19 protein-coding genes are annotated in these 25,802 nt (G+C 45.5%); 5 read left to right on the top strand and 14 right to left on the bottom strand.

Annotated elements, in window-relative coordinates; translation table 11 throughout:
- Window positions 1-269 precede the first annotated feature (269 nt).
- From K6G33_RS07345 to K6G33_RS07300, 10 genes are all read right to left on the bottom strand, one after another.
- Window positions 270-887, bottom strand: coding sequence for an MBL fold metallo-hydrolase (locus K6G33_RS07345; RefSeq protein ID WP_296777843.1), 618 nt, complete (start codon window positions 885-887; stop codon window positions 270-272).
- A gap of 31 nt (window positions 888-918) precedes the next feature.
- Window positions 919-2,814 (bottom strand): dockerin type I repeat-containing protein, encoded by a 1,896-nt coding sequence (locus tag K6G33_RS07340; protein WP_296777841.1) that lies wholly within the window; start codon window positions 2,812-2,814, stop codon window positions 919-921.
- A gap of 233 nt (window positions 2,815-3,047) precedes the next feature.
- Window positions 3,048-3,311 (bottom strand): hypothetical protein, encoded by a 264-nt coding sequence (locus K6G33_RS07335; RefSeq protein WP_296777840.1) that lies wholly within the window; start codon window positions 3,309-3,311, stop codon window positions 3,048-3,050.
- Window positions 3,312-3,759: 448 nt separating this feature from the next.
- Entirely contained in the window at window positions 3,760-5,280 is a 1,521-nt protein-coding gene (locus K6G33_RS07330) for a hypothetical protein (protein WP_296777837.1), read from the bottom strand.
- Window positions 5,281-5,292: 12 nt separating this feature from the next.
- Window positions 5,293-5,859, bottom strand: coding sequence for a sigma-70 family RNA polymerase sigma factor (locus K6G33_RS07325; protein WP_296777835.1), 567 nt, complete (start codon window positions 5,857-5,859; stop codon window positions 5,293-5,295).
- Between the two features lie 194 nt (window positions 5,860-6,053).
- The gene (locus K6G33_RS07320; protein ID WP_296777834.1) at window positions 6,054-6,848 is read right to left on the bottom strand and encodes a CAP domain-containing protein; all 795 of its coding nucleotides are present in this window, start codon (window positions 6,846-6,848) and stop codon (window positions 6,054-6,056) included.
- A gap of 192 nt (window positions 6,849-7,040) precedes the next feature.
- Complete coding sequence (locus K6G33_RS07315; RefSeq protein WP_296777831.1) at window positions 7,041-7,490, bottom strand: YbjN domain-containing protein; 450 nt, start codon at window positions 7,488-7,490, stop codon at window positions 7,041-7,043.
- 344 nt (window positions 7,491-7,834) lie between these two features.
- Entirely contained in the window at window positions 7,835-8,587 is a 753-nt protein-coding gene (locus tag K6G33_RS07310) for a hypothetical protein (protein WP_296777830.1), read from the bottom strand.
- A gap of 158 nt (window positions 8,588-8,745) precedes the next feature.
- On the bottom strand, window positions 8,746-10,638 hold the full coding sequence (locus tag K6G33_RS07305) for an ABC transporter ATP-binding protein (RefSeq protein ID WP_296777828.1): 1,893 nt from the start codon (window positions 10,636-10,638) through the stop codon (window positions 8,746-8,748).
- On the bottom strand, window positions 10,638-12,365 hold the full coding sequence (locus tag K6G33_RS07300; protein WP_296777827.1) for an ABC transporter ATP-binding protein: 1,728 nt from the start codon (window positions 12,363-12,365) through the stop codon (window positions 10,638-10,640). Before K6G33_RS07300 ends, K6G33_RS07305 begins: the two co-directional genes overlap by 1 nt.
- A 187-nt stretch (window positions 12,366-12,552) precedes the next feature.
- Between K6G33_RS07300 and K6G33_RS07295 the strand changes: the two genes are divergently transcribed.
- Both K6G33_RS07295 and K6G33_RS07290 read left to right on the top strand, forming a co-directional pair.
- Window positions 12,553-13,521 (top strand): CPBP family intramembrane glutamic endopeptidase, encoded by a 969-nt coding sequence (locus K6G33_RS07295; RefSeq protein WP_296777825.1) that lies wholly within the window; start codon window positions 12,553-12,555, stop codon window positions 13,519-13,521.
- Window positions 13,522-13,758: 237 nt separating this feature from the next.
- Entirely contained in the window at window positions 13,759-14,289 is a 531-nt protein-coding gene (locus K6G33_RS07290; RefSeq protein ID WP_296777824.1) for a GNAT family N-acetyltransferase, read from the top strand.
- 48 nt (window positions 14,290-14,337) lie between these two features.
- Here the strand turns inward: K6G33_RS07290 and K6G33_RS07285 are convergent, their stop codons facing one another.
- Together K6G33_RS07285 and yicI are read right to left on the bottom strand one after the other, a co-directional pair.
- Window positions 14,338-15,528, bottom strand: a complete 1,191-nt coding sequence (locus K6G33_RS07285; protein ID WP_296777822.1) for a CPBP family intramembrane glutamic endopeptidase — start codon at window positions 15,526-15,528, stop codon at window positions 14,338-14,340.
- Between the two features lie 113 nt (window positions 15,529-15,641).
- Window positions 15,642-17,951, bottom strand: a complete 2,310-nt coding sequence (yicI, locus tag K6G33_RS07280; RefSeq protein WP_296777821.1) for an alpha-xylosidase — start codon at window positions 17,949-17,951, stop codon at window positions 15,642-15,644.
- 575 nt (window positions 17,952-18,526) lie between these two features.
- On the opposite strand from yicI, the gene K6G33_RS07275 reads away from it, so the two are divergent.
- Window positions 18,527-22,402, top strand: a complete 3,876-nt coding sequence (locus K6G33_RS07275) for an endo-1,4-beta-xylanase (protein ID WP_296777819.1) — start codon at window positions 18,527-18,529, stop codon at window positions 22,400-22,402.
- A 574-nt stretch (window positions 22,403-22,976) separates the two neighbouring features.
- Here K6G33_RS07275 and K6G33_RS07270 read toward each other — a convergent pair.
- The gene (locus K6G33_RS07270) at window positions 22,977-23,204 is read right to left on the bottom strand and encodes a helix-turn-helix transcriptional regulator (protein WP_296777817.1); all 228 of its coding nucleotides are present in this window, start codon (window positions 23,202-23,204) and stop codon (window positions 22,977-22,979) included.
- Window positions 23,205-23,345: 141 nt separating this feature from the next.
- On the opposite strand from K6G33_RS07270, the gene K6G33_RS07265 reads away from it, so the two are divergent.
- Window positions 23,346-23,720 (top strand): hypothetical protein, encoded by a 375-nt coding sequence (locus K6G33_RS07265; RefSeq protein WP_296777813.1) that lies wholly within the window; start codon window positions 23,346-23,348, stop codon window positions 23,718-23,720.
- Between the two features lie 189 nt (window positions 23,721-23,909).
- The gene (locus tag K6G33_RS07260) at window positions 23,910-24,071 is read left to right on the top strand and encodes a hypothetical protein (protein ID WP_296777811.1); all 162 of its coding nucleotides are present in this window, start codon (window positions 23,910-23,912) and stop codon (window positions 24,069-24,071) included.
- A gap of 234 nt (window positions 24,072-24,305) precedes the next feature.
- On the opposite strand, the gene spoIVA is transcribed toward K6G33_RS07260, so the two are convergent.
- A complete protein-coding gene (gene spoIVA / locus K6G33_RS07255) occupies window positions 24,306-25,781 on the bottom strand; it encodes a stage IV sporulation protein A (protein ID WP_296777809.1) in 1,476 nt (491 codons plus the stop codon).
- Between the last annotated feature and the right edge of the window lie 21 nt (window positions 25,782-25,802).

The following is a 25,802-nucleotide window of genomic DNA, read 5'->3' as shown; positions in this document are numbered from 1 at the left end:
CGTGAGATATTGAGGAAGAACCCTTTTGAAAAAGGGTTCTTCCTCAAACTCCTTTCCTAAAACTTCCAGCTTGAATTTTTCTCTGATAGGGCGCTCCCTGCATAACTTGCAGGGCTTTTTTATTATCATGAGCGCCCTATCTGCGAAAAATTCGTGTTAAAAGTCTTTGGAAAGGGGTACGGGGGAGAACCTTTCCTCAGAAAGGTTTCCCCCGATAATTTCGTGTAAAGTTTCTATATGAGTACTCCGCTTAACGAGCGGGCTTTATTTCATATCTTTACGACTACAGTTATATCGTCGTCAACAGCTCTGCTGAACTTCCAGCCGTCTTCGGGAACGCCTGCAACGGTGCCGTAATGTATCGGTATAGCATACTGCGGACGGATAGTATTTGCCAGTTCTGCAGCCTGCTTATGGTCCATAGTATAAGTACCGCCAACAGGAAGCATTGCTATATTGCATCTTACAAGCCTGTTCTCCTCGGTGATATCCGTATCTCCTGCAATATATATGCGTCCGTGACTGCTGCTGTTGATGATATATCCCAGCCAGCCGCTCTCCCTGGTATGGAAGGACTTCTGAACGTTATACGCAGGAACTGTTTCGATGCTGATGCCTTTAACATCTAATTTTTCGCCCACTGCCGATTTTATGACAAAGAGTCCCTTTGCCTGTATCTCCATAGTCTCAGGGCAAACAATGACCGTATCCTGCTTCATGACTTTTTCGATATCTTCCAACGAATAGTGGTCAAAATGATCGTGAGTTACAAGAATTATATCCGCATCAGCTGTTTTCTCCTTGATATCATAAGGGTCGATGTAGATGATTATTCCGTCGTCTATGCGTATACTGCTGTGTGTGTTGATAGTAATAAAGTCAAGCATTTTTATCCCTCTCCGTAATTATTTTCAAGTCTTAGTCAAGCTTCTCTATCAAAGCCTTCTTCATCATGCACAGATCAAATACATTAAGCTCATAGTCTCCGCATATATCAGCTGCATTCCAGTCGGCAAGCTTTACATCGGGAACTCCCAGCAGCCACTTCTGGAGCGTCACAACGTCTGCAACGTTGAATTCGCCGTCAAGATTAACGTCATAGCGCAGAACTTCGGGCATTGACTCAAGCGGTGTCATCTGAACGGCTTCTTTGTCCTCAAAACAGTACCTCCACACCGAACCGTCTTTGCGTATGAACCATGCATAGCCCTTATCCTGATACTTTACAAATTCCGCACCAATGACACGCTCCACATCAGATATGGCAAAATGTCTGCCTGCAAGGTCGAGGGTCAGGGTGCTGTCATCGGTAATGAACCAGTCTATGAGGAGGTCGCTGCCGTCGCCGTACTTGCTGTCGTACTCATGCAGATAAAAGCAGCCGTCCTGCAAATACGATCTCTTGATAACACCGGGAGTATCCTCATATATCTCAACTTCCTTCTTGTCGGAAGCGCAGTAGGACTTTCCGTCAGAAGTAGTGTATACATAACTCCTGTACCCGATCGAAGAATTATAATATCCTATGCCGATAACATCATCTGCTATCTTGTTCTTGCTGAAATAGGAGTATCCCCGTACATTCCAGAGAATGCCATTTTCCTCAAGGAAGTAGCCGTCCCTGACGTACTGCGGATCCATGATACCTGTATCCCTTGTTTTAAGAATAATATTCCCCTTGCTGTCATAATCCACATTGTACCAGACGACCTCGCCGCTCTCCGAGAGATAGAACCTGTCCTCAGTAATGAGCGACTTGCAGTTCTCACCTGCTTTTACGATAACAGGTTCTTTGCCGTCAGGGTATATCGAATACAGCGTACCGTCGGCAGTCACTGCACAGCCGTCAAGGATATAGTCGAACTTCACTCCCTCAACGACCTTATCGTTAAGAATGAGAGTTCCGTCATTCTTCATCACAAGGTCTATGTACACATAGTCCCCGTCGGCGTTCTTCTTGTAAGTGGTGGAGCAGTACTTCACATTCTCCATAACCTTATAGTACTTATCCCCTCTTATGCCGTAAAGAATACCGTTATCGATCACTACATGGCGGCTTCCGTAATAATAGCTCTGATACACCTGAGGACTTGTGGTCTTGTCATTCAGGGGCGGAGCTATGCGCTCCATAGGCAGAACCGTTATCTTTGCAGCAAACTTCTCCTCGCCGTCGATATACGCACGGCAAGTCGTACTGCCTTCCTTAATTCCGTACAGCTCACGCTGTATCTGATATTGGTCCTTAGAGCTGCCGATCTCTTCCACGATCCCCGTATCATCATACCTGAGCTCTATTTTGCTGTCGCCGAAAATGCCTATAGGATAAACTCCGATAATACTCTGGAAGCCTTTTTCAATCTCCACATCACGAAACACTGCGACTTCCATGCGCTGTTCCTTTGTTATCTGATCCATATTTTTCAGATTGCATTCGTAAAGATTCATGTCCTTGACAAATGATATATCCGTAAGCGGAACAGAATCAAAAGTTACTTTTTTCAGCTTCGGCATCAGCTTCAGCACGGAAAAATCCGTGAGAGTTCCGCCTTTTAAGGTCACGTAACGGCAGTTCGTCATTCTCGGCAGCCACGAGATATCCTTGACCCCTTCAAGATCGAGATCCAGCGAAGTGGCTCTTTGAAGCTCGCTTTCATCAATTATCTTGTCTCCGTTCCAATCGACGTAATCCTTCATAAGCGCCGCATAAGCCTGTTCATCAATATCAACAGGCACAGGAGCTTCAGCCGACGCAGTAAGCCCCGACGACAAAGCTATCAGAGCAAGACCTGTGAGCAGCGATAATGCCTTTCTCATATGCAATTCCTCCCCTATACTGCATTCGTTTTTATCCACAAAAAAATGCAACAAAGATATATTTTTTTAATTATAACATAAATTGATTTACAAATCAACCCATTCGACAAAAAAAAGAACAGGTACTCTGATTTTAAAAAAATCAGAAGTGCCTGTTCTCTGGGGGGGCGTTTGGAAAAAGAAAACTATTTTAAGCATCGGATCACACTGGAGATATGCGATCTTTTGCGGAATCAGGATATATAAAGTGCTGTTTTCCAACCGATCCGAGACCTTTTAACTGTAACGAAACCCAAGGTCGATCCTTCCCTTTCCACCATGTCTTCAAATACAGCAGGCTTATCACTTAAAGCTTCTCGGATCTCTTTCTCAACAACTTTTTTTATCTTTTTGGCTTTCTCCTTTCCTCTGGTTATATAATACCATATTTTTCGCCAGAATATGTATATATTCTGTGAACTATGCACTAAAATCAAGAAATTTGTAGCATTGAACAATGAATAGTTATCCTCAGCGTAAAAATTGTGATAGTTCACAATCGAAAGCAATACTATCTGTAATATCTCTTGAAAAGACCATATATCCGTATAAACGACGTTTTCCACTCTGTATCATAGCAATTTTTTATTACACCCGACTTGTCAGAAAATGCTGTCCGACAGATGCCGTGTTCACAGAATATTAAAAGTACCGACATAAACACAGTGCTCATATAGAAACTTTACACGAAATTATCAGGGGAAAACTTTAGCTGATTTTTTCTATGATAAAGCCCCTTTGTAATTAATACAAAGGGGCAGTTTATTAATGGGCTTTATCAAAGAAAAAATGAAATAACGTTCTTGAAGGAATACAGAGAAAATCTTCTTCAAAAGGGGTTTCCTCAATATCTCACGTAAAAACTTCTGTATAAACACCGTGCTTAATCTCGGTACTTTTTAACTCTCAATATTTTGCTTCTGCTGCTTTGCTCTGATAAACCGAATAGTCTGCGATCGTAAGACTGTTCATCCTCCACTCTCCACAGGATGGATCAAGAACAAAATCAACTATATCGCAGCCTGTATACGGCTCTGTAACGAACTCGCCTGTAAGGCTCGGATAATACGCTCTGAAAGAGTTCGATGTTATATCTGTTATAACGATTGGCTCACGAGGCTCAACATGACCCAGCCAGCCCATAGCAGGTGATACGGTATTTGCATACAGATGACCTCTGTAAATGATAAAGCTCTGATAATACAAGCCATCTTCGGAATAGGGATCTGCCTCAGGTATTTGATCGCCGCTGTTGTAGCTGTCATCAATGGTCTTATATTTAGGCACGAGTTCTCTTTTTGCTAAGCTCTCGGAATATACAGTCCTTCTGTAAGCCATGATATCTTCAATTGAATCGAACTCAAAACCATTGCCTGAGATACGCGCAAAAGTAACGTCTTCTATTTGTCCGTTTGAATACGGATTTGCTATCTTGAATGTAACGCTGTCGTTGAGGTCAAGATAACCATGGAATCTGAATTTTATAATCGGCATCATCTTATAGTATTTCTCAACGAGCTCATAAGCTGTGTTCTGATATTCGCATCTCTTTATAATATCATCTCCGCGGACGAGACGTGCAGTGCCGCCGTTTCCGATGTTTATCTCATAAGGCTTGCTGTCATCGTAATAACCGCCGAATTGATAAACTCCGCCTACATAGAAATTTACTGTTGTTAAACGTGTACCGCCTATTTCCTCAGTGCTTATCTCAACTTTACCCGATGAAGTATAGCCGTTAGTGTCTGTATAGGAGTATGTTCCGTCCTCATTTACAATAACGGTACCGTTGTCTCTTGAACTTACGTCAACCAAACCATTGGTTGCGATCTGATACTGCCACTTGCCTGCATAAGCCTTGACGCTCTCAGAGGAAACAGCAGCGCCGCCGCCTGATGTTCCTGTGCCGCCTGACTGCTGTTTATTTGCGTCCTTTGCAGTCGAAACAGCTGTAACCACGGTCGTGATAGTTGAACCGTTCTTGTCGGTCGTGCCATTCTTAATGGTCGTGCCGCTTGAATTTGTTGTTACGTGAGTAGTGCCCGAACCTTCTGTTGTTGTAGCTGTAGCAGCTGGCGGTATCTTGCCGCCGTCGTTTACTATGCCGCTGTTTCTCCTGAGCATAACTGTGCTTCCGATAGCTACGCCTGCAACAAGTACTAGCGATGCAGCTATACGAAGCGTAACCGCCCATGTTGGTCTTTTGCTGTGCTCAACACCTGAAACATCGCTGTTCTCGGTCATTTTTATATTGTTATCTTTCTTGTTCCCTGTTATTTCTTTTTTTCTCGTTTTATATTTTTTCTCGCTCATGGCAAGAATCCTGTCGAGCTGTGCGTCCGTTATCTCGGGGCATTTATCGGTAAGTCTTTCCATTGAATCGTCCTCTGCATTTTCAAGAATGTCGAAAATATTGTTCATTTTCATTACTGCTCCTCCTTACCCGTTTATCCCAACTTCAACAAGCTTTGCTCGAAGCTTGTTCATAGCTCTTGAGCATCTTGCTCTTACAGCAGTTGCTGTCATTGAAACGCTCTTGGCTATTTCGTTTGAGTTTCGGTTATAATAGAATTTCTGGATAAGTATAGTTGAATCAGGCTCCCCGAGTTCATCTATCTTATCAAGGAGCACACGTCGGAGTTCAGAACGGTCAACGTGATCGTCCACGCTGAAGTCTGCGACAAGCTCATGAATGTCGTCTTCGTCGGCATCTGTCATATGGTTTGCCCTTGCACATAAGCTCCTGAATCTGTCTATAGCCTTTCTCTTTGCGATAGTTCCGATGAGATACTTCACATCATTATCCAATGACAGATCAAACTCACATTTCAGGAAAACGTCCGCAAAAACATCACTCACGCATTCTTCTACATCTTCATTAGTGCCGCAGCCTCTGAGCTTATTGTAAACGATCGCATAAACATATCTGCCATACTCTTTGACGAGAGCTTTATGACATTTGGCAGGTGAATCCTGTATCATATCTGCCAGTTCTCTGCTTGTCATTTTCATTCCTCCTTGCATTTATATCATAAGGTCGACCTTTCATCACAAACAATCGTACCTCGTGTATCAAATGTTACAGTGCCTATGAAAAACATTTTCTTTTAATCACATTGTACGCATAGCCAATAAAAATGAAAGCGGCTGAATACATCAGCCGCCCTCATCATGAACACACTTCTATATTTATTTCTTCTTTAGTAATCAGACAAAAGCATTTCCATCGTCATTGGCAGCGTATGATAGTCGCCGAGAATATACTTCCTGAGAACTACCGCATCTGCTGAGGTGATGTGTCCGTCCTTCAGTGTATCCGCGCTTTCGATCTGGAGATCATTAAGTAACGTTTCGTTTGCAAGATACTTGTTTATAGTAATGAGATCGAAAGTATTTATGGAACTGTCACCGTTGATATCGCCGGAGCCCTTAGGTACGGTCTTATATCTCTCGGTAACGTACTCGTCCTGAAGCTCACCGTCATAGCCTATGAAGAGCTGTTCCCAGTAATACTTGTATTCGCTGTCAGGCTCATATCCTACGCCCACGCCAATATGAGTATACTTAGAATTCATGATAGCCTTCCAGTGATTAGGAGAGTTTTTCCACTGATTGAACGTACCCTCCGCTGTACTTGAACCTGCTGCGATATTCTCTGCTGCGCAGGAATATGGAACAAGATTCACGTCAACGGCGGAAATGAACAGATTGTCATCTGTATGCTCGCTTGAGCGCCAGTGACTGAACTCAAAGATACACTCTCTTGCACGTACCTGTGCCACATCACAAAGATACGGAACAGCCTTGAGGGGCTTCAGACCCTCTGCCACACGCGCTTCATTCACCAGCCAGATGATTTCTTCGGCCATAGCCTTCAACTCTGAATCATCAACAGCATGAGTTCTGCGAGAGTAACTCACTGATGATCCCAAAGTCAAAACAAAAGCCAAAACAGCCGCCACCATTTTACAAGTAAACTTTTTTACAGTACTCATACCTACACCCCCATTATAGGAATTTCTTGTGTAATTATATTTTAGCACAAGTTCATATAATTTTAAAGGTGTTTTAGTGCAATTTGGCATATTTCACAACGAAATTCTACGTTTTGTACAATAAAATAATACCATCTGTAATACGCCAATTACTTTATCCGTTTACTAATTCAGATATTTTGCTATATATCGTTAATTATTATTTTTATTTTCAGCCACTTCAGAAATTCTTCCCAAATATTTATCAATTGCAAGGATCGAGATATTAAGGTAATCTTCGATCTGGTCTCTCGGATCGTCACCTGCAATGACTGCATTAACGAGAACGATTATCTCACCTGCATCGTCAATGAACATCTTGCAGGCAAAATTTTCAGGGTCTGCATTGAAGCTGTTGATAAGCTGATAAAGCTCTACGGGAACAGTGTTGAAGTGTACCATTCTGCTCAGAGCAAGTGTAAGAGCCTGATTTGCAGGATTATAATGTATGAATACCACGGGAGCTACCTGATGATGAGGAAGCCTTGTTTTGAATCTTATCATGTTTGCATCGTTGTCGTTGAGCTCATATGGAACACCGTGGCTTTCAAGAAGTCCGCAGAAATCTGCTACCACTTTATTCATTACTTTCATATCGTCCATTATTATTTCCTCCGTTATTCGGTTATTTTTAGGTTAATTTGCTATAAACCAATTATATCACAGCACCTATAATTTGTCAATAATGTTGAAGCATCTTTTTAAAAAAGAAAAAAGCGCTCGTTTCCGAACGCCTTCTCCTGTTAGGGTGGTTTATATGAAAAATGAAGCAATCTACGTTATGAAAGCTTTCCTTACAGATCTTTGGAGGGATAAGCTCTGTATCGCTTCCATGATTGTATTATAACTCCGCCATATGTTTATTTTGTGATAGTAAGCTGAATGGGGAAAAAAATCCTCACGGTAAAATTGTGAGGATGATGTTATAGTTTATATTACACAGCGTATCACGAAGCAAGTCCTGAAACTGTGAACGTTACTTCTACCTTTGTCCACTCTGCAAAAGCCTCAGTGCCGATCACCTCAGCCGAATAGCTTCCGTCATTTATCTCAGCAGGTGAAGCTGTATTGAAATCATTGAAAAGAGCGCCCTCGGCAGATCTTGCATCTGCCGGAAAGCTGTCGCCTACCCACGCATTAAAGATATTTGAACGAACTTCTCCGCTCTCGGTGTTGGTATAGTTCTTCTTTTTGAGTTCAACGTCCTTGCCGTCCACCTTGACGCTCTTGACGGTTATTATAGCGTCAGGAACTGCCTTTTCGCCGTCATTGATAACAACAGCCAGAAATCCCAGACCCTTGGGCTTATATTCCGTATCGGGGTTGCCTGTGGCTCTGTAGCGCAAGCCCTTGGTATCGGCATTTACGCTGACTGTATAGTCGCCGTTTTTGTCGATATGGACTACTCCCGCATCGTATGTGAGCTGATTGTTCTCGTCGCTGCCGCCCCAGTACTGCATCTTGTAGTCTTCGTCAGCAATAGCGAGGTAAGCATCGCCCGACTTTGCAGTCACGGCGTCCTCCAGCTCAACGCCTGCAAGATCGGCAGCTGTAGGGAGCTCGCCGTCCGCTAAGGAGCTTTTCTTAACATCAGCCGCAGTATTCTTGCTTGTTTTCACCTTGTCGCTGCTGCATGAAGAAAGAGCTCCGCACAGCATTGTTGAAACAATGATAAATGTAAGTATTTTTGTGATCTTCATATCCGATTCTCTTTTCCAGGTCATAAGTATTATTAAGACAGCTCCCGTAACACAGGCAGAACCGTCCTTAACTATAATACACAATTAGAGCCGCAACTTCAAGATGTTTATTAAACAAACTTTATTATGCGGCTCAAAAATGAATTGTATAAATTTACTTACGAAAGCTCAAACATTCCCGTGTAGAGCTGATAATACTTGCCGTGCTGAGCAATTAGCTCATTGTGATTTCCGCGCTCGATGATCTTTCCGTTTTCGAGGACCATGATCGCGTGGGAGTTGCGTACCGTGGAAAGTCTGTGAGCGATAACGAATACCGTTCTGCCCTCCATGAGCGAGTCCATGCCCTTTTCGATAAGAGCCTCCGTGCGCGTATCGATAGAGCTTGTAGCCTCATCGAGAATGAGCACAGGCGGGTCTGCAACGGCTGCACGGGCGATAGCAAGGAGCTGTCTCTGTCCCTGTGAAAGGTTTGCGCCGTCAGCCGTGAGCATAGTGTCGTAACCGTTTTCCAGATGCTGTATGAAGCTGTCGGCATTTGCCAGCTTAGCAGCTGCCCGTACCTCGTCATCGGTGGCATCAAGCTTGCCATAGCGGATATTCTCCATGACCGTGCCTGTGAAAAGGTGCGTATCCTGCAAAACTATGGACTGTGAACGGCGCAGGTCGTCTTTCTTTATCTTGTTGATATTTATGCCGTCATAGCGTATCTTGCCGTCGGGCACATCGTAAAAGCGGTTTATGAGGTTGGTGATAGTGGTCTTGCCCGCTCCTGTAGAACCGACAAATGCTATCTTCTGTCCGGGCTTTGCATAGAGTGATATACCGTTGAGAACGGTCTTGTCCGGCTCATAGCCGAACACCACGTTGTCGAACTCCACCTTGCCGCGCACTTCGGTATAAGTAACAGTGCCGTCAGCCTTGTGGGGGTGTCTCCACGCCCAGCGTCCTGTGCGCTCGTTTGTCTCTGTGATAGAACCGTCGGGAGCGATATCAGCATTCACAAGGGTAACATATCCCTCATCAGCTTCGGGTTCTTCGTCAATGACGCGGAAGATACGCTCTGCACCTGCAAGAGCTGTCAGCACCGAGTTGAGCTGCTGAGATACCTGTGTAATAGGCATTGAGAACGAACGTGTGAACTGCAAATAGGAAACTACAGTACCCACGGTCATGCCGCCGATGCCCTTTACAGCCATGATACCGCCTGCGATAGCCGTAACTGCATAGTGGATATATGAGAGATTGTTCATGATAGGCATGAGGATATTTGCAAAGGTGTGCGCGTGTGTAGCAGCCTTGCACAGCTCCTCATTGAGCCTGTCGAACTCCTCGTCAGCCTTTTCCTCGTGGCAGAACACCTTCACGACCTTCTGACCGTCTATCATCTCCTCGATGTAGCCGTTCACGCTGCCGAGAGCCTTCTGCTGTGCAACAAAGCCCTTGCCGCTTCGTGAGCCCACAAAGCCTATGACCCTGAATATTATGAACAGCATGACCACAACAAGTATGGTAAGTCTCCAGCTGTATATGAGCATTGCCGTAAATACGCCCACGATAGTTATAGCAGAGCCTATGAACTGTGCGATACTGTTGCTGAGCATCTCGCGGATAGCGTCCGTATCGTTTGTGTAAAGGCTCATAAGCTCGCCGTGAGTATGCTTGTCGAAGAATCGTATCGGAAGCATCTCCATTTTGCAGAAAAGGTCGTTTCTGATACGCATGAGGGTAGTCGTTGATATTTTCAGCATTATACGCTGATAACAAAGCGACGAGATAGCTCCCACAGCATAAATGACTATCATGACAGTGATTATGCCGATAAATTTGCCGTAATCCCAGTCACCTGTATTCAGAGCGTCCTCGATGTTGTCGATAATGGGCTTGAGCAGGTAGTTGCCTGCGATACCCGCAAACGAGCTGAACGCGATGCCTATGATAACAAATACGAACTGTACGCGGAAGCCGTGCATATAGCTGAATATGCGTTTAAGCGTACCCATAGTGTTTTCGGGCTTTGCCATTGGTTTAGGAGTTTTCGTAGGAGGCATTATTCATCAGCTCCTTTCTGCTGCGAGTCGTATACCTCACGGTATATCTCGCTGGACTGCATAAGCTGTTCGTGTGTGCCGATATCGGTTATTTTTCCGCCGTCCATAACGATTATGCGGTCAGCGTCCTTGACTGAGGAGATACGCTGAGCTATGATGATGGTCGTGGTCTCCGAGAGCTTTTCGCGGAAAGCCTTGCGGATACTGCTGTCGGTAGCGGTATCGACTGCGCTGGTGGAGTCGTCAAGAATGATTATCTTCGGCTTTTTGAGGAGCGCACGGGCTATACAAAGTCTCTGCTTCTGACCGCCCGAAACGTTTACGCCGCCCTGTCCCAAGTCGGTGTCGTAGCCGTCGGGGAAGCTCATAACGAAGTCGTGTGCGCAGGCAGCCTTGCAGGCTTCGATGATCTCCTCGTCAGTGGCGTTCTCGTCGCCCCAGCGGAGATTGTCCCTGATAGTGCCCGAGAAAAGCACGTTCTTCTGCAATACCATCGCAACCTGATCGCGGAGAGTTTCAAGGCTGTAGTCCTTTACATCGTGACCGCCGACGATAACACGTCCTGCTGTTGCATCGTACAGACGTGGTATGAGCTGTACCAGCGAAGTCTTTGACGAGCCTGTACCGCCTATGATGCCGATAGTTTCACCTGACATTATGTTCAGGTCTATGCTGTCGAGCACAAGATTATCCATATCGCCGAAATAGCTGAAGCTCACGTTCTCAAACCTTATCGAGCCGTCCTCAGCAGATGCCTGAGCGCCCTCTTTATCCTTGATGGAAGGCTCCTCGATAAGAACTTCATATACACGCTGCAATGAAGCTCTTGATATTACGAACATAATAAACAGCATGGAGAGCATCATGAGCGACAGAAGTATCTGTCCCACGTACATTATAAAGCTCGAAAGCTCACCTGTGGCGATATCTCCGTCAACAGCCATATGACCGCCGAAATAGAGTATCGTAACTATGCTCGCATACATGACAAGCTGCATTATCGGCATATTGAGTATTACCAGCTTTTCTGCGGCAAACTGCGCAAAGCGTACTGCTGCCGTGTTCTCCTCGAAACTCTTTTTCTCATGCTCTTCACGGGCAAAAGCCTTTACTACGCGGATACCTATGAGGTTTTCCTGTATCTTTCCGTTCATCTTGTCGTACTGTCCGAGCATCTTCTCGAAGCGCGGGTGCGCCTTTGATATGATAAAGAATACCGCAAACGCCAGCACAGGTATCGCAAACAGGAACACCAGCGAAAGCCTTGCATTCTGCCTTACAGCCATAACAGTCGCAAGTATGAGCATTATCGGCGAGCGGAATGCCATACGCACGAACATCATGAACGCATTCTGTATATTCGTCACATCAGTTGTCAGTCGTGTAGTCAGTGAAGCTGTGGAGAACTTATCCACATTTGCAAAGGAGAAGTCCTGCACCTTGCGGAAAAGAGCGCTCCTGAGATTCTTTGCGAAGCCCATTGCGGCAACTGCGCTGAAACGTGCTGCAAGAGCACCGAAGCACAGCGAAAAGACCGACATGAGCACCATAAGTCCTCCCATTCTTGCAACATACCCTATATTCCCCTTGTCTACGCCGTTATCAATTATAAGTGCCATTACCGCTGGGATCAGCACTTCCATAAGCACTTCACCGATAATGGTCACAGGCGTTAAGACAGCCTGTTTTTTGTACTTCCCGATATGAGAAAATATCGTTTTATACATCGGCATACTCCTTTCTTTTCTTAAATGGTATAAAAATAATTTTAACACTTTTGTGCTGTTATGTCAAATAAAAGCGGTTAGTTTAGAAACAACTAACATCGGGATACGACTGCGCAGCTTTGCGGCTCAGTGAACTTACTTGACAACTGCCGTATATTATAGTAAAATATATTACGGAGGTGTTCAAATGTTAGATCACAGACCAAAGATGTTTGAAGAAGCTTCAAAAACTCACACTTCAAAGAATCTTTTCGTTATTATACTGAGCTTTGCCGCAGTTTTGATAATAATACTGGTGCTCGAATCCATAGTTCCCGGTATAGTCACTACCAAGCCCATGCTTGAGGAAATGCAGAAGCAGGGATACCTCGACGGCACACAGAAGCTCTCGCTGAAGGACTCGATCGCAATAGCCACTAAGGTATCGGCAATACCAAAGGTAATGATACCGTCGCTCCTGTCAACGATATTCGGCACTGTCACAGCTCTGTTCTACTGCCGATTCATCGAAATGCGCCCTGTCCGCTCAATGGGAGCCCGCAAGAGAAAGCTTATACCGCATTATATGCTGGGACTTGCTATCGGTATCGCACTCATGACAGCGATAACACTGCTCAGTGTTGCCTTCGGAGCAAACAGCATAAGCGTTTGCAGCGGTGTAAATTACAAGATCATCGCACTGTTCTTCATCGGTTTCTTCGTGCAGGGCATGAGCGAGGAATTCATCTTCCGCGGCTATTTTATGACTTCTATCGGCGGCAGCGGTCAGCATACTTTAGTCGCTGTAGGCATAAGCGCTGTCGGTTTCGCACTTGCTCACGCCGCAAACCCCGGCTTCGGACCTGTTCCGTTCATCAATCTCACGCTTTTCGGCGTATTCGCAGCACTGTACATGATACTTTTCGATGATATCTGGGGAGTTTGCGCGATACATTCCATCTGGAACTTCACACAGGGCAACTTCTACGGCATTAGCGTCAGCGGTACAGGCGATACAGAGTCGGTGTTAAAGACAACAGCCGTATCGTCAAAGGACTTCCTTACAGGCGGTAAATTCGGCATTGAGGGCAGTATTTTCACAACAGTGGTACTTGTTATCGGTACAGGCATACTGATATACTTCCTCTCACACAAAAAGCCGCAGAATGCAGCGTGACGCTGCACCCTTTCCACGTTGCCGCTCGTTCCACTCGCTCACTCTATCAATTATTCCTGCACGTACTCGCTTACGGCACATTGATCCATTGCAAGAGCTGATGCTCATATCAGCGTGACGCTGCACCCTTTCCACGCTGCTGCTCGTTCCACTCGTTCACTCTATCAATTATTCCTGCACGTACTCGCTTTCGGCACAATAACGTTACATTACACATCAGACAGGAGCGATACCGATATGATCGAAACGCAAAGACTTATCCTCAGAGAATACACACTTGACGACTTCAACGCTCTTTATGAAATAGTGTCCGATCCCGAGACCATGCAGCACTACCCTGCTCCATTTAACGAAGAAAAGACCCGTAACTGGATAATGTGGAATCTGGACAACTATGATAAATATGGCTTTGGACTATGGGCGATCGTCCTGAAAGAGACAGGCGGATTCATCGGCGACTGCGGCTTGACCATGCAGAATATCGACGGTGAGATGCTCCCTGAGATAGGATACCATATCAGCAAAAAGTACCAACGGCAGGGCTTTGCAAAGGAAGCCGCACGGGCTGGCAGGGACTGGACGTTTCAAAATACTGCCTATAACGCCGTATATTCTTACATGAAATACACGAATATCGCCTCGTATTCCACTGCCGCTTCCGTTGGCATGAAAAAAGTCAAGGAGTACTCCGATGCCCAAAACGTCATCTCCTTCGCGTACTCCGTCACAAGAAGCGAATGGGAAGCTCTGAAAGCCGATAATAAATAAAAACAAGCCCGAAAACAGCTTTGCGAAACTGTTTTCGGGCTTTTCACGTTATGATTTTGTCTCGAGGATACGCAGCACAAGATATGCGATCTGTACTGTGACCGCTGCAACCAGACCTACAGAGCTCCTGGCTATCGCTATACCTCTGCGGGACTGCGCAGGCGTTGAAACAGGCAGTTTGTCTTCCTTTCTGAAAAACAGGAGAAGCACCAGACCTGCAAGTCCGCACACTGCAAGAGCGGCTGTAAAGGCATTGAGTGCAACCGTATTGCCTTTAAGTGCCGACATTATACTAACGATCGTATTTATAAAAATGTGTACTATCACCGACGGAACTATCGAATTATGCTTCATGTCGATATGTCCCATGAATATTCCAATTGAGAAAGCCAGCAGGAACTGCGGCAGATTGCCGTGAGCAAGTCCGAAGAACACCGCCGATATAAATATTCCGAACCGCTGATTTGATTTCGAGAATATCTTCATAAGAGCTCCGCGGAAGAATATCTCCTCGGTAAGCGGTGCTATTATACAGCTGTACAGTGCCATAACCGCCATGCCTATGCCCGTTTTTCCGTAATCCGAATCCGAAACCTCAGTAGTGAAGCCGTATTTCGAGAATATATCCTCGATACCTGCCGAAGCATACGCTGCAAAGAACCAGATAAACAGTCCTATAAGGCAATATTGCATTCCTGCTCCGAAACAGAAATCCCGCGTTTTTATCATCGAGGAGGGCTTTATCTTCGCCCATTTCAAGCCAATGAACGCAAACAGCAGATTCGACAGCAGAAACGTTATCAGGTTTATCGCGGAAAATATGGAACTGCTTTTCATATAATGCGCTACTGCACCATACGCAGCATTCGGATTTATGCCGCTGAGTATCGACCTTATCAGCAATATAAGACCAAGGGCTATGACATTTGAACCGATAAACTGGAAAAGTGCAGTAAGACCGCCGATGTTGTAATACTTTCTTATAGCGCTCCTTTCGACCTTTGCAGGCTCAAAAGGCACTGAAAATTCCGGCATGGTTATCCACGGAAGTATCTCTGTATAATCGTCCCTGTACCACTTGAATTCCGTGGGATTTTTGAAGGGGTCATATACATCGGTCTTCGTGTAATCAAGGAACTCCCTTTCCTTGGCTTCAAGCTGTCTGGTGAGATCATATATCTCATGGTTCAGCGCAGCATATTCCGCTCTGTCAGCCGCTGTATCGTCAATTTCCGTCATTTTATCCCTTCCTTTCCTGTACATCTGTTTATTATTTTATCACAAAAGCCTGCAAATGTAAAGAGAAAGAACAAATTTGAGTACCTTATAAAAACCCCACTGCACAATGATGTTCATGTCCTGATCTCAAGTCCCTGCGAACTTTCGGCTGTAAAGGGCTTGTCAGTACCCCTGACGGAGAGCCTTATGACATTTCCGCTGCGTGTGGCTTTTATATGCACAGACTCAGAAATATCCCTGCCGTACACCGTAGTCTCACAGCTCCCGCCGTCTTCGATGCCGTAAACGACAATGCGCATATTGCTGATATAGTCATAGTCGGCAGTATCATGATGATCTCCGTAAACGATGACAGAACGTGGCTTCGCAAACAGCGGCATACCGAAGTAGTCGTATTTCCTCGTGTACCATTTTCCGCCATGAAGCTCCTCCCCTGTCTGGATATCTGTCCATATGCCGCAGTCGGGCAGATAGAAGCTGCACTCGCCGTCCTCGCTGAAAACAGGAGCGACAAGCAGGGAATCTCCCAGCATATACTGTGTATCGACAGTCAGTGTACTGCGGTCATAGCCGAAGTCCATCATCATAGCCCTCATCACTGGAACGCCTGTAAGGTGCGTCTTAACGGCATTTGCCCATATATACGGCATGAGCCTGCCTTTGAGTTTTACGAAGTGCCGCGATACATCACAGCTCTCCTCGTCGAAATGCCACGGCACACGGTATGAGCTGTTTCCGTGATAACGTGAATGAGAGGACATAAGTCCGAAGGCTGTCCAGCGCTTGTAGAGGTCGGGAGTGCCTGTGGACTCAAATCCGCCGATATCATGGGAGAAAAAGCCGAATCCCGACAAGCACAGCGACAGACCGCCGCGAAGTGTCTCGCCCATGGACTCATAGTTCGAGAAGCAGTCTCCGCCCCAGTGTACAGGGAACTGCTGACAGCCTGCGGTCGCCGAACGCGCAAAAAGGCAGGCATTTCCCTTGCCTTTTGCACTTTCCAGAGCTTCAAAAGCGGTCTTATTGTACAGATAGGAGTAATAATTATGCATCTTGAACGGGTCTGAGCCGTCGTGATACTGAACGTCTGTGGGGATACGCTCGCCGAAATCGGTCTTCACCGCATCAACTCCCATATCTGCAAGAGCGCGTATTTTCGCTGCGAACCACTCCCTCGCATCGGGATTTGTGAAGTCGATCACTGCCATGCCCGGCTGCCACATATCGCACTGGAAAACCGAGCCGTCCCTGTTTTTTATGAAGTAGCCCTTTTCGGCACACTCCGCGAATGCAGGCGATCTCTGACCGATATACGGATTTATCCACACGCATATCTTCAGTCCCATTTCTTTCAGTCTCGCAAGCATCGCGGCAGGGTCGGGGAACTTCCGCTTGTCCCACTCAAAGCCGCACCACTCGAACTCCTTCATCCAGAAGCAGTCGAAGTGGAAAACGTCGAGAGGTATATCGCGGCGCTTCATTTCGCTGATGAATGAGGTCACGGTCTCCTCATCGTAGTCCGTAGTGAAAGACGTTGAGAGCCACAGTCCGAAGGACCACGGCGGCGGCAGAGCAGGTCTGCCCGTGAGAGCTGTGTACCGCTCGATGACATCAGCTGCCGTATCACCGCCGAATATAAAATATTCAAGGGACTCCCCCTGCACGGAAAAAGCGGTTTTCGAGACGTTCTCGCTTCCGACCTCAAAGCTGACTTTTTCGGTGTGGTTCACGAATACTCCGTAACCGCGGGACGAAATAAAGAACGGCACAGACTTATAGCTCTGCTCGGTGCAGGTGCCGCCGTCATCGTTCCATACCTCAACGGTCTGACCGTTTTTGACGAAAGGCGTGAATTTCTCGCCGAAGCCGTAGATATACTCGCCAACAGCGATATTCAGCATCTCGCGCACAAACGAACCGCCGCCGCTGTCCGAGCGGGAGAAGAACTGCTCTGCCGCCTGTTCACGGGAAGTCATCTGCCTGTGCCATTCCTCCTCGGTTATCAGCGAAGTGGTGCGCCACCCCGACTTCGTGAGCAGTCTGCCGCCGTAATGATAAGAGATGTCCCATTCCCTGCCAATCTTTCCGACAGTTACCGAAGTTCTGCCCGATATGAGCTTATAGCCGCCCTTGTACTTTTTCACGGTCGGGCAGAAGGCACTGTCTTCATTGAGCGGAAGCACGGGCTTTTTTGCTCCAGCGCCTGCAAAGTGCGTTATATTGACCTTTATGCTGTTTTCCAGTGTGGAAGTGAACCTTATCGTGAGAACAGGTCCGCCGAGAGTCATTCCCTTGTTTGATATAAAATTAGTAGCTGCATAGACTGTCACGGAGCGCTCATCTGCCTCAGCTTCATATATTTGTGATGCCCAGTTCACGCTGTATCCGTTCTTTGTCAGCCAGAATCCGTCAGAAACCTTCATGCTTTCAACCCCTTTTTGATTATATACCATTATGTTGTTAATGATAACATACAAATATGAATTTTTCAATAAAAGCGCACATATGTCATTCTGAATTTGAATATCAGGTTCAAAAAATAATGTTAATGTATCTAATTTTCTCGTTTGTTTTCTTCATTTTTATGAAAAAATTAAAAATGTAATTCATTTACCCATGGTAGATTTGAATTCTGCGTTTACGAACTGGATACTGCAAATTTCATAAATTCTCTGAAGTGCCGATAATTCGGCAAAAATCCAACCTAAAAGCCCCCCGCGGCAGCTCTGTTTTGAGCCTTAAAAGTATCATATCATGCAAAATATCACACTTTTTGTAAAATAGCACTATTATGCTAAAAACAACAAAAATGCAATTGCCTTTTTGGGCACTTCGGCGATTTTACGGGTGCTTCTTCGTTTTGTACACCTAATCTTTATTTTTGGGGTTGCAAACTATAATATGAAAGAGTAAAATGTGTGTAACAGCATAATATGATATAAAATATATCATAACGTTGAACGAAAAATATACATTTTTATAATGAGGAGGAGAATGTATGAAAGTAAAAAAGTTGGTTGCAAGCCTTACGGCTGCAAGCTGCCTTTCAGGGGTGATTGCCGTATTTCCCGAGTACATCCAGCGCACTTATGCTGCAGAGATCGTTTCAAATGATTTCGAGCGCAGTTACGAAGGTTGGTACGGTTCAAGCGACACAGTTGAACTCACCGCTAATTTCGGAGCCGGTGTTGATTCTTCACGAGGCATGAAGGTATCAAACAGAACCGCTTCAACAGACGGTGCTGCTTCATCAAAGGGTCTTTATCTCTTCGGGGGCGACGAGTACACTTACAGTGTAAAGGTCTTCAGCAACACACTCGAAAAATTCCATTTCACACTTCTGACCATTGACGAGAAAACAGGCGAAGAAACAACTGTCGAGTTAGCATCTCAGATAGTTGCTCCCGGTAAATGGACAGAACTCAAGAACACTTACACAGCTCCCGAGGGAAGCTACGAGTTCAAACTCACCATCACAACAGATTCTACAAGTGATTTCTTCTTCGATGATGTCAAGATCATCGGCGATAAGGCTGCTAACGAAGCTCATGCTATCCCATCAGGCAAGGGACTTAAAGATGAGTTCGGCGCTTACTTCCGTGTAGGTAATATCCTCAACGGTTCTACAGTAAACAACAGCGGTATCACAGGTCTTATTCTCAAGGATCACAACGCCATCGAGTGCGAGAACGAGACAAAGCCTGATGCTACTATCGTTCAGAACGGTTCTACAGATACAAACGTTAAGGTTTCTCTCAGCAGATGTGCTTCTATATGCGACTTCGCCGAGAAAAACGGCATCGCTTTCAGAGGTCATACTCTCGTATGGCACAGCCAGACTCCTGACTGGTTCTTCAAATCAGGATTCAGCAATAACGGTTCATGGGTTAATACTTCTACTATGAATCAGCGTATGGAAAGCTACATAAAGAATATGTTCAACGCTTTCGCTACACAGTATCCAAACCTTGAACTCTACGCTTACGATGTATGTAACGAAGTTATCAACGACGGTACTGCTGCACAGGGTGGTCTCAGACCTACATCAGGTAACGGCAGCTCCAAGTGGGTACAGGTTTACGGTAACAACAGCTTCGTTGAGAAGGCTTTCACATATGCAAGAAAGTATGCTCCTGCCGGCTGTAAGCTTTATTACAACGACTATAACGAGTATGCAAACGATAAGAAGAACTGCATCATCAATACTATCCTCAAACCTCTCAAGGCTAAGGGCCTTATCGACGGTATGGGTATGCAGTCACACGTAAACTGCTCGTCAGGTCAGTATGACTGGGGCGGAACTCCTTCTTACCTCGCTGCTATGGACGAATACCTCAACCTCGGTCTCGACGTTCAGGTAACTGAGCTTGATATCTCCACTGAAGGCGGCAAGTATTCATTAGATCAGCAGGCTACAAAGTATAAGGCTATCTTCCAGCACGCTAAGGAATGGAACGAAAAGCATCCAAACGGTCCTAACGTAACTCTCGTACAGGTTTGGGGTCCAAACGACAACAACTCATGGGTAGCTACAGATAAGGGCTCGGGCAGAAGCAACCAGCCACTTCTTTACAATGGAAGCAACCAGCCAAAGTCAGCATACAATGCTATCGCAAGCATCATTCCTGACAGCCAGTGGACAACAGGTAAGCCTTACACAGGCCCGGGAAGCTCAGGCTTCACAGTAAAGGATCCTGAGCCTGATGAGAACGGTTACTGGTTCCACGATACATTTGAAAGCTCTGAGGGCGATTGGTCAGGCAGAGGCTCAGCTAAGGTCGCTGTAAGCTCAAGCGCTAAATATGAGGGCAGCAAGTCACTCTTCTGCAGCGGTCGTGAGGCTTCATGGAACGGTGCTTCAATGGCTCTCAATTCCAGGATCTTCGAGCCAGGCAAGGCATACAGCTTCTCTGTAAACGCTATGACAAATGACGGCGATGAAACTACAGAGTTCAAGTTCACTCTCCAGTACACAGACGCTTCAGATGAAGCACAGTACGTTGAGATCGCAAGAGCTACAGCTCCTAAGGGTGAGTGGGTACAGCTTGCAAACACAAACTATAAGCTCCCTGCAGATGCTACTAATATGCAGATCTATGTTGAAACAACTGACGAAAATAATTTCGTTGACTTCTTCATCGACGACGCTGTAGGCGCTCCTGCCGATACAGTAATTACAGGCGCAGGACAGCCAAAGGTTCGCAAGGTAGTTCTCGGCGATATCAACTTCGATGAGCGTATCGACTCTCTCGATATGGTCGCTGCAAGAAAGGGTCTCCTCAAGGAAGGCTTCTCTGATTCAATGACTCAGAAGGCTGCTGACGTAGACCAGAACAAGGCATTCGAGGTCGCTGACCTTGTACTTCTCCAGGAATACATTCTTGGCAAGATAGCTGAATTCCCAATCAATAAACCCGCAACTCCTACAGTAGATCTCTCAGCTATGGCAAGTAAATTCGGTAATATAACTTTAGCAGAATCCTATAAAAAGGATAACGAGAACAACCCGATCTATACTCAGCGTTTCGGCGCAGACCCGGGCTGGCTCGTATATGACGGAAGACTTTACGTTTATACAACAGCTGACGAATTCGCATACAAGAACGGTCAGCTTATCGAAAACGATTATTCTTCAGGCTATATCAACTGCTTATCAACAGCAGACCTTGTAAACTGGACTGACCACGGTCAGATCCCTGTTGCAAAAACAAGAGTCAACGGCACTCCTATTGCAAAATGGGCTAACAATGCATGGGCTCCTGATGCTGCTTGGAAGAATATCAAGGGACAGGATAAGTTCTTCCTTTACTTCGCAAACAATGGTTCAGGTATCGGCGTTATCACAGCTGATGACCCGACATTCACTAAGAATGTAAGAGATCCTCTCGGACACGAACTCATTTCCAGAAACACACCTAACAGTAACGTAACTTGGCTCTTCGATCCGGGCGTTTACTATGATCCTGAAACAGACACAGGTATCATTGCATACGGCGGCGGTGTTCCAAACGGACAGGCTGCTAATACAAAGCAGGGACGTATCGCTCAGCTTGGCGACGACATGATCTCGATCGTAGGTACTCCTATTGATCCTGGTACACCTTACCTCTTTGAAGACTCAAGCATGATAAAGATCGGTAACACATGGTATTATTCATTCTGCCACAACTGGAACGTTCCTGGCGGTACAAGTGTAAACGGTCAGTCATTCAGCAATGCTGATATCGGTTATATGACATCAACAAATCCTCTCAAGGGATACACATATCAGGGCGTTGTATTCAAGAACACTGGTACACAGAGACTTGACAACGGCGGTAACAACCACCACTCGATCATCGAATTCAAGGGCAGCTACTATGTTCTCTATCACTCACGTCAGCTCGAAATGCGTATGGGCGTTAACGGCGGCAAGGGTCTTAACTACAGATCACCCTGTATTGATAAGGCAACTTTAAACAACGGCAAGATCACTTGCGGCGGTTCACAGACAGGTGTAAGCCAGATCGAGAACCTCGATCCTACACAGACAATACGTGCAGCTACAATGTCTAACCAGTCAAAGGGCATCAGCGTATCAGGCGTAGGCAACTCAACACTTGAACTCAAGAAGGGCGAATGGGCTAAGGTAAGCAAGGTTGACTTCTCTAAGGTTGACGGCACACTCACAGCTAAGGCTTCTTCTAAGAACGGTGCTATAATAAAGGTTGTTGCTGGTTCAAGAACAGGCGACGCTATCGCTTACATCGAAGTACCTGCAGGCGGCTCAATGTCTGAGATCATCACAGGTATTCCAAATGTTCCAAACGGAGCAAGTGACATTTACTTCATCGCTAACGGCGACGTAAGCTTCGACAGCTGGTCAATGACATAATTATAATTCCTTTTCGATGTTGGTCTGTGCGGTGCATCTGCACAACGCGCCGCACAGATTGATATAATTCCAAAAATAAATTGTAAGGGACAAATCAGAACAAGAAAGACGTGCTTAGGCGGCACGTCTTTCTTGTTTTTATGAACAAAAACTTAAAATTTTGTTTCTTCGATTATTTTTATGAAACTTTACCAATCAGCAGTATCACTCCACTGTAAAAATCGTCAAAATTTATCATAAAATATTGACATTCCACTTCTGAAATAGTATAATGTAAGCATAAAATATAGAGATATTAAAACATAGAAAACAATAAAATTACAGAAAGGAATCAAACACATGAGAGAAATAATACAATGTTTACTTTGTGCTTCCGTTGGATTCATTACAGCGTCACTGCTCGCTGCGGGCAAACACAATTCAACAACCGAAGCCGATATGGACAATTCGCCACAAACCAACATAATATCAGAAATTCCTGCTGCAAATGCAATGTCGGAAATTCATAACGGAATCTGATATTTTGCGCTGAATCAAATATTGCGAAAAAGGAGTACCGCACAGTACTCCTTTTTTATATTTCAAATATATCATCGTAGCTCACGTTCAGAAGCTTTTTCAGCAGAATGATCTCGTCGGGGTAAAGGTGGCGCTGTCCCACCTCTATCTTGGCAAGAGCGCTCCGCGTAATGTCGCAGCCGTTCACCTGCAAACGCGCCGAGAGCTGCTCCTGCGTGATATCGGCTTTTTCTCGGAGCCGCCTGATGTTGCTGCCGACCGCCTTTTCCACCTCTTTATTCATAGTGCACAAATCCTCCTGTTTATATTTTGCACTCAAATAAGCGCAAAAGTGTTGATTTTATTATATCCATATGTTATAATATAATTGCACCTAAATAGGTGCAAAGTATGGAAAACGTACAACACGCAGGAGGTGTTCTTTATGTTAACCGAGCTATTATTATTAGCAGGTGCAGGATTTCTTGGAAAGAAAGCACTTGAAAATCCAGACAAAGCCAAAGCCGTAGCAGGAAAGTTTATGGACAACGCTATGAAGGAAACAACTAAAAGATACAAAAATGGATCCATAAGTGAAGCCGATTATTATGGCTTTAAAGAAAATTACTCTAAAATTCAAGGCTTAGCAGGAGAGTGGCAAATCAAGGATCAAATGAATGATTTCAAAAAAGAAACAAGTTATAAGGAAGATTCTCCAGAATATGCAAACAAAATGAAACAATTATATTCAGAACGCAACTCATATGACGAGAGAATAGCACGTGAACAAGAAGAAATTGAAAGAAGAAAGGAACTTTAAAATGGAACAATTATGTAAATCAATATGCCAGTGGTGTGGTAAACAAGGAAAAATAGCATATACCGAATGTGGACATATGCCAAATCAAACACCTTTTGTCCCTGGCAAATGCAATTGTCACCCGTCAGGAAAACCAGATATGCCCCATTCACCAAGATGGGAGAAACAATAATATAAAGGAGGATTTTTATGAACCATAATTATCGTTATCAAGTAATTTTAAGCATACCAGGTGGCGGAACAACAACTCGAACAGGTTTATTTACAAATCTTCATTCTGAAAGTGAGGCAATTGCAATTTTAAAACGACAATATAATAATTTGATTGATTACGATGTTTGGGAAGTTTAAATGTAAAGAATAAATGGGCGAATAAAATTCGCCCCTACAAAGTTTATATTTACAAGCGGGCGGCGGAACGCCGCCCCTACATGGCTAAAGGCTAACGGCTAACGGCTGAAAAAAGGAGTTCCTCACGGTACTCCTTTTTTGTGCTGTAAGCGATGTACAATTATCGTTTTTGATGATAGTAAGTGAGTTTACGAACGGCAACGGGGCAAGGGTGCAGCGTCACGCTGCCTTTTTTCATAGTATGAAGCAGATAAGTCCCGAACAGCCTTCGTTTATCACGCGCTCCAATGTCTCCTGAAGCTTCATTCGCGCGTCAACAGGCATCTTGAACAGCTTGCTGTGCAGTCCCTCGTTGACCAGCTCGTGCAGCGACTTGCCGAAAATATTGCTCTCCCATATCTTCTTCGGGTCGTCGTCAAAGCCGTCAAGCAGGTACATCACAAGCTCCTCGGATTGCCGCTCAGTCCCCACAATAGGACTGACAGTGGTGTTGATATTGGCTTTCATCAGATGTATCGACGGTGCGGAAGCAGTGAGCTTCACGCCGTATTTGCCGCCCTGACGGATAATTTTCGGCTCTTCGAGAGACATCTCCTCCAGCTCAGGCATAACGATACCGTAACCTGTCGCCTCGACCTCCGCAAGAGCCGGCTCGATGCGCTTGTACTTTCGGCGAATATCGTTGAGCTCCGATAAAAGCGGCATAAGGTCGCTTTCGCTCTCTATCTCGATACCTGTAGTCTCGCCGAGTATCTTATAGAAAAGGCTGTTGTCAAGCTCCACCGTGATAGTGACCGCGCCTTTTCCGAGGTCGATACTGCTCACCTCTGCCTTGATAACATTAGGACACTCCCCCATTGCTGCCGCAGCCTGCTCCACCTCACGTACAAGGCGGATATCCTTTGCAGCATTGCGTATGCAGTCCAGTATCTCCGTTTTCAGCCAGTGTCCCTTTCCGAGAGTATTTATCCAGCGGGCTGTGCGGATATTTATCTCCTTTATCGGGAACGAAAAGAGGATCTCACGCATGATGCCGCGGATATCTTTCTCTGAGAGGTCAAGACAGTTCACAGGTATGACCTTTGCATCATAGCGGTCGGTCAGCTTCTCCGCAAGAGCTCTTACCTCTGAGGAATTAGGGTCAACAGTATTCAGTATGACCACGAACGGCTTGCCAAGCTCTTTCAGCTCACGGATAACGCGCTCCTCACACTCCTCGTACTCCTCACGGGGAATATCCGTAACAGAGCCGTCTGTGGTTACGACCAGTCCTATCGTGGAGTGATCGGTTATGACCTTCTGCGTACCTATTTCCGCCGCCATATTAAACGGTATCTCCTCATCGAACCACGAAGTCATGACCATACGCGGCTGCTCGTTCTCGATATAGCCCATAGAGCTGGGAACGATATATCCCACGCAGTCTATCAGCCTTACGTTGAACGCCGCACCGTCGCCGAGGTCTATCTGCACAGCTTCTTCGGGGATAAACTTAGGCTCGGTAGTCATGATAGTCTTGCCTGCTGCGGACTGCGGCAGCTCGTCGAGAGCCCGTTCGCGCTTGAACTCGCTGGTAATATTGGGTATGACAAGCGACTCCATGAATCTTTTTATGAATGTGGACTTTCCCGTGCGCACAGGGCCGACCACTCCTATGTAGATATCGCCGCCCGTGCGCTGAGCGATATCGCTGTATATATCTTTTGCCATGTTTTGCTCCTTAATCTGTAT

This window comes from Ruminococcus sp. (assembly GCF_024691275.1).
In the GTDB taxonomy this organism is placed as follows: domain Bacteria; phylum Bacillota; class Clostridia; order Oscillospirales; family Ruminococcaceae; genus Ruminococcus.
The sequence above is the reverse complement of the archived record's forward strand: the minus strand, read 5'-3'. Positions and strand labels throughout refer to the sequence as shown.